The organism is Mesorhizobium sp. M7A.F.Ca.ET.027.03.2.1, assembly GCF_003999175.1.
In the GTDB taxonomy this organism is placed as follows: Bacteria; Pseudomonadota; Alphaproteobacteria; order Rhizobiales; family Rhizobiaceae; genus Mesorhizobium.
On sequence record NZ_RZOM01000306.1, the window covers coordinates 1 to 5,992 of the forward strand.

A 5,992-nucleotide genomic window follows, 5' to 3' on the forward strand; every position below is an offset into this window, starting at 1 on the left:
GTCTTGATGCGCGCCAGGTTGAACCACTGGCAGGCCCAGTCCGTAGGCTAGTAAAAGTGGTTCCAGTGACACGGTGGGTGGTCAGTTTTGACCACAGCCGTATGGAGGAAAATTTATGTTGTACCCTGGTCACTGCCTTGGTCCGTGCGAGATTGAAATGTTGTCTCGCATTTGCCGGACTGTGTGCGACGAGAGCAAATTGCCGCTTACTTCGCCCGATGCCGAAAAAGCGGCTTCTCACCTGCTGAAGCTCTTTATGAACGGCCTTACCCGCGAAGAGGAACTGGTTGATGCGGCCAGAAACCGTATGAAATGGCTGCCTCCAGCTCATGGTTTTCAAAAGGCGACGCTGCCGCACTTCCGAGCCGTTAATCACCCCGACATCAGCCAGGAAGTGGCTTAGCCGGTTACGAATGCGGGCAGCTCATTTTTCACGCAGGCCCTGCCAGGCCGAGTTGAGCCAGGAATTTCGAAACTCCGCTGAGCACATGGGTTCGTGGGGCCTCGAACTTGTAGCGGTACGACGATACCTAAACCGGCTGATGGATAGCCACAAACTTGTACGCTACCTCGCTCATCATTTTCCAAAGCAACTCGCTCAATTCCAAGACGGTTTGGAAACGGCTTGAGTTCCCAGTGCGGCCGCCGGCGCACGCGCCGCGCTTGGCCGCCTAGTGTCGTTCTCTAGCCGCCCTCTGAGAAATCTCACCCTTTCGCAGGGGTGGAAAAGGCCGCGATGATCGCCTCGAGCGACACGCTCAGAGGCATTCGAAAAGGTCCTGCCCTTCTGCCAAATCGCGACGTAATGATAGAGCGCTGACGGTTCCACCGGTTTTGCTTGGAGGTTAAACGCTTCGTATTCACGCGCAATGATTTCATTGGTTATGGAAATGCCCAGGCCAGCCGAAACGTATCCGGCCTCGTGACCGTTGCAATCGGATTCCACCAGTATGTCTGTCTCAACGCCGGCGAAGCGCAACGCATTGAAGTTCATCTGGTGGGCGGCGAACTGGGGATCGATATCGACGGTCGTTTCGCCTGCCAGGTCGTGAGCCTCGATACAGGCCTGTTTCGAAAAGCGGTGGTCGGGATGAAAGATGCATACGTTTTGTGCCGACCCGAGCGGCGCCCATTCAAACAGGCGTGGGTCCAGCGGCAATCTCGAGATCCCCAGATCTGCGCGACCGGCCAAGATGTGCTCGCCGATCTGGTCGTAGCTTCCAGAAAATTGACCGGACGTCCGAAGCGGTCTTTGCGTGGATCATCGCCACCACCTTGGGCATGGTCACGAAACCGAAAACAGAAGGCGCGGCAATTCCAATCCTTTGCTTTTCCTCGTGCTTCATCGCGAAGATTGACGCTTCCAGCCGATCCAGGGACGTCAGGGCAAGTTCTACGTTTCGCAGGAGCTCCCATGCTTCCTGCAAGGGGACGATGCGGTTGGCTGATCTCTTGAAGAGGGTGATGCCGAGCGTGGTCTCGAGCTGCTTCACATGTTGACTGACAGCCGGCTGGCTTATCCCGAGGGCTGCCGCTGCTCGCCTTGTCGAACCGGCCCGCAACACAGACTGAGGGGTCGAGGAGACAATCGAATGGCCAGGCACGCTGACTTTGGCCGACTTCAACGTCCCAGAAGGTTCTTCTCGACGGTTCTGAGATGAACCAGCATCGCTGTCTTGGCGCCATCGGGATCGCGACGGAGCAATGCATCTAGAAGCGCCTGATGTTCCTCGCAATACACTTGGCGGCGCTCTTCGGAGAATGACCGCTTTTTCATCTCGAACCAGGGCGACTGGTTTCGGATCGCACGCATGAGATTGTGGATTTCCTTCAAAAAATCATTGCGGCAGCATGCGAACAAACGGTGATGGAATTCCGCGTCCCAATGCTCGAAGGTGGGCATGTCTTGCGACTCGCAAGCGGTCTTGTGAGCTTCGCGAACAGCGTTGAGGTCTGCCGCACTTGCATTGGTTGCGGCAAAAGCCGCGGCAGTTGGTTCCAGCAATTGCCTGATTTCCATCATATCAGCCGGGCTGGTGCCTTCCATCCGCGCCACAGTCGAGGCAATCGACAAGGGATTTGTCGCGGTTAGAAACGTCCCACGACCGACGTGGCGAACAACCGTTCCGTCACCTTCCAGGAAACCGACGGCGCGCCGCACTGTGTTGCGCGCCACCCCAAACTCGACCGCCAGATCACGCTCAGGAGGCATCCGGCCGTCCGCAAGCCATTCGCCGGATGAAATCCGCTTCTTGAGCATCAAGGCAATATCGTTCGCAACGAGCTTCGGCATATCAAACTTCTATCTGATCCAATTGTGGACCAATAGTATCAGTCATTAGGTGTCCAGTCTAGTAGTTCGAACCCCTAAATAGGCCTTTCCTACCAGATATGCGAAGATTCTTGCACTCAGCCCATTGCCAAGCCCAACCAATCGTGACTATCGTGTCTTCAAAGGCCACATATTGGCTCATAAAAGGTTCAGGGAGAGAGGCATGAAAATTGCGACATTCGCGATCGCCGGAGAGCGTCGCGTCGGCATCGTCGATCTCGAGAAGCAGACCGTTTCGCCTTTCGATCTACCTGTCGAACAGGCACAGACCGGTCTTCTGGCGCTGATCCGCCGCAACGGTGCCGGGATGCCGCGCACGCTTTCGCCGATCCCGCTTGCACAGGTCGAGATCGAAGCGCCAATCCCGCTGCCGGCTCGCAACATTTTCTGCGTCGGCAAGAACTATCATGAGCATGCCCACGAGTTTTCCCGCAGCGGATTTGATTCAAGCGCGGCCGCAGGGACCATCCCCAAGCACCCGATTATCTTCACCAAGGTTCCAGAGTCGGTGATACCGACCAACACCAATGAGTTGATCGACTCCTCTGTATCGACTTCCATCGACTATGAGGCAGAGCTTGCCGTCATCATCGGCAAGGGTGGGCGTGGAATTTCAAAGGAACACGCTTACGATCACGTTTGGGGCTACACGATCGTCAACGACGTCACCGCCCGCGATTTGCAGGGCAAATACAGTCAGTGGCTGATAGGCAAGTCCCAGGACACTTTCTGCCCCATGGGGCCTTGGGCCATAACCAAGGATGAACTCGACCTCGATAGTGCTTCGGTCCGCTGTTTCGTCAATGACGACCTGCGCCAGAACTCGAAGATTTCGCTGCTCATTTTCGATATCCCGACGATCATCTCGACGCTCTCGCAAGGCATCACACTGAACCCGGGCGATATCATTGCGACGGGCACACCAGCGGGAGTCGGTATCGGGTTTGACCCGCCGAGATATCTGAAGGCCGGCGACGTTGTGCGCGTCGAGATCGACGGCATTGGGTCTCTGGAGAACCGCTTCGCGGAGCGTGCGCAATGACGACCGTGACGATCGGACCGATCGTTGCCGAGGTCACCGGCGAAGGGATGCCGGTGGTGATGATCCATGGCCTCGGCGGAACATCAAATATGTTCCAGCCTCAGATGGCCGCACTTTCTGGATATCGTGTGGTCCGGCTCGATTTGCCTGGCTCGGGGCGCTCGCCAAGGCCGTTCGAGCCTCTGACGATGGAAATTATGAGCGAGGCCGTTGTCCGTGCTATGGACGGCATGGGCGTGACGCGGGCACATTTCATCGGCCATTCGATGGGCACCATCGTCTGTCAGCAGATCGCTGCCAAACATCCTGCACTGGTCGCCTCGCTGGCATTGTTCGGCGCCTTGGCCGAACCTGCCGAAGCGACACGGCTGGGCCTCGCCAAGCGAGCCCAACTGGCCAGGTCCGGCGGCATTGCCGACATTGCCGATCAGATCGTCGCCAATGCGCTGTCGGCGCATACAAGGGAGACGTCGCCTGCGGCAATCGCCTTCGTGCGCGAGTCGATAACACGTCAGGATCCGGAGTCCTATGCGCGCACTTGCGAGGCACTGGCGAAGGCGGTGGCGGTCGACCCCAGGCGCATTGCGGCCCCTACCCTGTTGGTTACCGGCGACGCCGACACGGTCAATCCGATGAGCGTCGGTCAGGCGCTTGCCGATGGGATCAAGGGAGCCGTAATCTCGTCGCTCGATCGGTGCGGACACTGGGCTACCATTGAGTGCCCCCGCGAAAGCAGCCAAAAGCTCGCCGATTTTTTGCGACGCGTTGATAGGTGAGGACCTGAACAGCGCGTAAAACTGCGCTTTCGAAAGTTTTGGGAGGATAAGATGGCAGAAGACAGCTGGAACGGAAACAGTTCGGGCGGCACGCTCTTCACCAATGTGCGCGTGCTCGACGCGACGGGTGAGTATCCCTACACCGGGGAAGTTCTGGTGCAGGGCAACCGCATCAAGCAGATCACCAAGGGTTCGTCACGTTTTGGCTCATCATCGTCACCGTCATATGGTGGCGGTGCGACGGTCATCGACGGCATGGGCGCGACGCTGATGCCCGGCATGATCGATGCCCACTTGCACCTGTCCTGGAACAATGCGCCCGGCATCGACCCGATCCAGATGATGGAGATCGAGGAGCATATGCTGGTCACCATGGAAATGGCCAAGCTCGTGCTGGACGCGGGCTTTACAGCCGGCCGCGGTGCTGCGGCAGCCAAGCCCAGGCTGGATGTCGTGTGCAAGAAGTTCATCAATCAGGGACGGTTTCCCGGGCCACGCTATCTAGCTGCGGGACCCGAGATCACCACGGTGGGAGGCCTCGGAGATTCGTCGCCGTCTCATATCCCGCATGAGGGTCTCAACCTCGGCATCGTCGTCTCGGGGCCGGAAGAAATCCGCCGCACCGTGCGCCAGCTGATCAAATACGGCGTCGACTCGATCAAGCTCAACCTGTCCGGTGAAAGCATCACCGGCATGGGCGCCGAAGAGACACCGATGTCCGAGGAGGAAGTCGCCATGGCGGCCTCGGAGGCCCGCTGCCGCAACAAGGTGTTGTCGGCACACGCGCGCTCATCCGGATCGGTCAAGCAGTGCATCAGGCACGGCATCCAGAACATCTACCATGCCTCTTTCGCCGACGAAGAGGCACTCGACATGCTTGAAGCAGCCAAGGACAAGCACTTCGTTGCGCCCGGCATTGCCTGGCTCATCAACACTGCTCGCCATGCCGAGCAATGGGGCATCAAGCCGGGCTCGCCACTTTCGCTCGAATATGAGCGGGAGCTCGAAATGTGCATCGATACGATGAAGAAGATGCATCGGCGCGGTATCCGCGTCTGCATCGGCGGCGACTATGGTTTTGCGTGGACGCCGCAAGGCACCAACGCCAAGGACATCCAGACGTTCGTGGAGATGCTTGGCTACTCACCGATGGAAGCGATCCAGGCCGGAACCAAGTTTGGCGGCCAGATCATGGGCATGGGCGACGAGCTCGGTCTGATCAAGGAAGGCTATCTCGCCGACCTGCTGCTGATCGACGGTGATCCGATCTCGGACGTGCGCATCCTGCAGGACAAGAACCGCATCCTCGCCATCATGAAGGACGGCAAATTCCATAAGGCGCCGCGCATCAACGAACAGCGCCGTCGGCTGACTGCATGAGTATCCTGGACCGGCCATCTTCGTCCGGGATTTCGGGCGGCGGCGTGTCGCGCCGGCAGGCGTGGGGCCTTTTCTGGCTCCTGGTCGCCGCGCTCGTCGCATGGCTGGTTTTCGCCGTCTGGCCGGATTGGCTCAACGCGATCCTGATATCGAAGAAAGCCTTTGTCAGCGCCATCCTCAATGGCATCACCCTGGCAGGTCTCTACTTTCTGGTTGCCAGCGGTTTCACATTGATCTTCGGCCTCATGCGCAACGTCAACCTGGCGCATGGCTCGCTCTATCTGCTCGGCGCCTACATCGGCTACGAAGTGGCGAGCCGCACAGGTTACTGGCTGCTGGGGGTCGCTGCCGGCTTCATCGTGCTGGCCGCGATCGGTGTCGTCATGCAGGTCGTCGTCTTCCGTCGCCTGGAGGGTGACGATCTCAGACAAACCCTGGTCAGCATCGGCATCTCCATTGTCG

7 protein-coding genes and 1 pseudogene are annotated in these 5,992 nt (G+C 58.5%); 5 read left to right on the top strand and 3 right to left on the bottom strand.

Translation table 11 applies throughout. The features are described 5' to 3' along the window. Positions 1-199 precede the first annotated feature (199 nt). Positions 200-403: a hypothetical protein gene (locus EN750_RS15345; RefSeq protein WP_127396924.1), complete on the top strand. Its 204-nt coding sequence runs from the start codon at positions 200-202 to the stop codon at positions 401-403. 195 nt (positions 404-598) lie between these two features. On the opposite strand, the gene EN750_RS15350 is transcribed toward EN750_RS15345, so the two are convergent. The 3 genes from EN750_RS15350 to EN750_RS15360 are packed head-to-tail and all read right to left on the bottom strand — an operon-like array spanning position 599 to position 2,293. Next, positions 599-1,192, bottom strand: a complete 594-nt coding sequence (locus EN750_RS15350; RefSeq protein WP_174800298.1) for a LysR family transcriptional regulator substrate-binding protein — start codon at positions 1,190-1,192, stop codon at positions 599-601. Beyond that, positions 1,134-1,604 carry a LysR family transcriptional regulator gene (locus tag EN750_RS41485; RefSeq protein WP_189526220.1) on the bottom strand — a complete coding sequence of 157 codons (471 nt, stop codon included), beginning with the start codon at positions 1,602-1,604 and terminating at the stop codon, positions 1,134-1,136. Before EN750_RS41485 ends, EN750_RS15350 begins: the two co-directional genes overlap by 59 nt. A gap of 17 nt (positions 1,605-1,621) precedes the next feature. Continuing rightward, the gene (locus EN750_RS15360) at positions 1,622-2,293 is read right to left on the bottom strand and encodes an FCD domain-containing protein (protein ID WP_127396926.1); all 672 of its coding nucleotides are present in this window, start codon (positions 2,291-2,293) and stop codon (positions 1,622-1,624) included. Positions 2,294-2,495: 202 nt separating this feature from the next. Between EN750_RS15360 and EN750_RS15365 the strand changes: the two genes are divergently transcribed. The 4 genes and pseudogenes from EN750_RS15365 to EN750_RS15380 all read left to right on the top strand — a co-directional run. Then, positions 2,496-3,374 (top strand): fumarylacetoacetate hydrolase family protein, encoded by an 879-nt coding sequence (locus tag EN750_RS15365; protein WP_127396927.1) that lies wholly within the window; start codon positions 2,496-2,498, stop codon positions 3,372-3,374. Beyond that, positions 3,371-4,150, top strand: coding sequence for an alpha/beta fold hydrolase (locus tag EN750_RS15370; protein ID WP_127396928.1), 780 nt, complete (start codon positions 3,371-3,373; stop codon positions 4,148-4,150). Before EN750_RS15365 ends, EN750_RS15370 begins: the two co-directional genes overlap by 4 nt. A gap of 51 nt (positions 4,151-4,201) precedes the next feature. Then, on the top strand, positions 4,202-5,530 hold the full coding sequence (locus EN750_RS15375) for an amidohydrolase family protein (protein WP_127318646.1): 1,329 nt from the start codon (positions 4,202-4,204) through the stop codon (positions 5,528-5,530). After that, positions 5,527-5,992 (top strand): annotated as a pseudogene (locus EN750_RS15380) (branched-chain amino acid ABC transporter permease); the annotation flags it as partial. The gene EN750_RS15375 and the pseudogene EN750_RS15380, both read left to right, overlap by 4 nt.

Bases quoted from the DNA above. Each gene is read 5' to 3' on its own strand.
- EN750_RS15360 (WP_127396926.1), bottom strand. From the start codon at position 2,293: ATGCCGAAGCTCGTTGCGAACGATATTGCCTTGATGCTCAAGAAGCGG.
- EN750_RS15370 (WP_127396928.1), top strand. From the start codon at position 3,371: ATGACGACCGTGACGATCGGACCGATCGTTGCCGAGGTCACCGGCGAA.
- EN750_RS15365 (WP_127396927.1), top strand. From the start codon at position 2,496: ATGAAAATTGCGACATTCGCGATCGCCGGAGAGCGTCGCGTCGGCATC.
- EN750_RS15375 (WP_127318646.1), top strand. From the start codon at position 4,202: ATGGCAGAAGACAGCTGGAACGGAAACAGTTCGGGCGGCACGCTCTTC.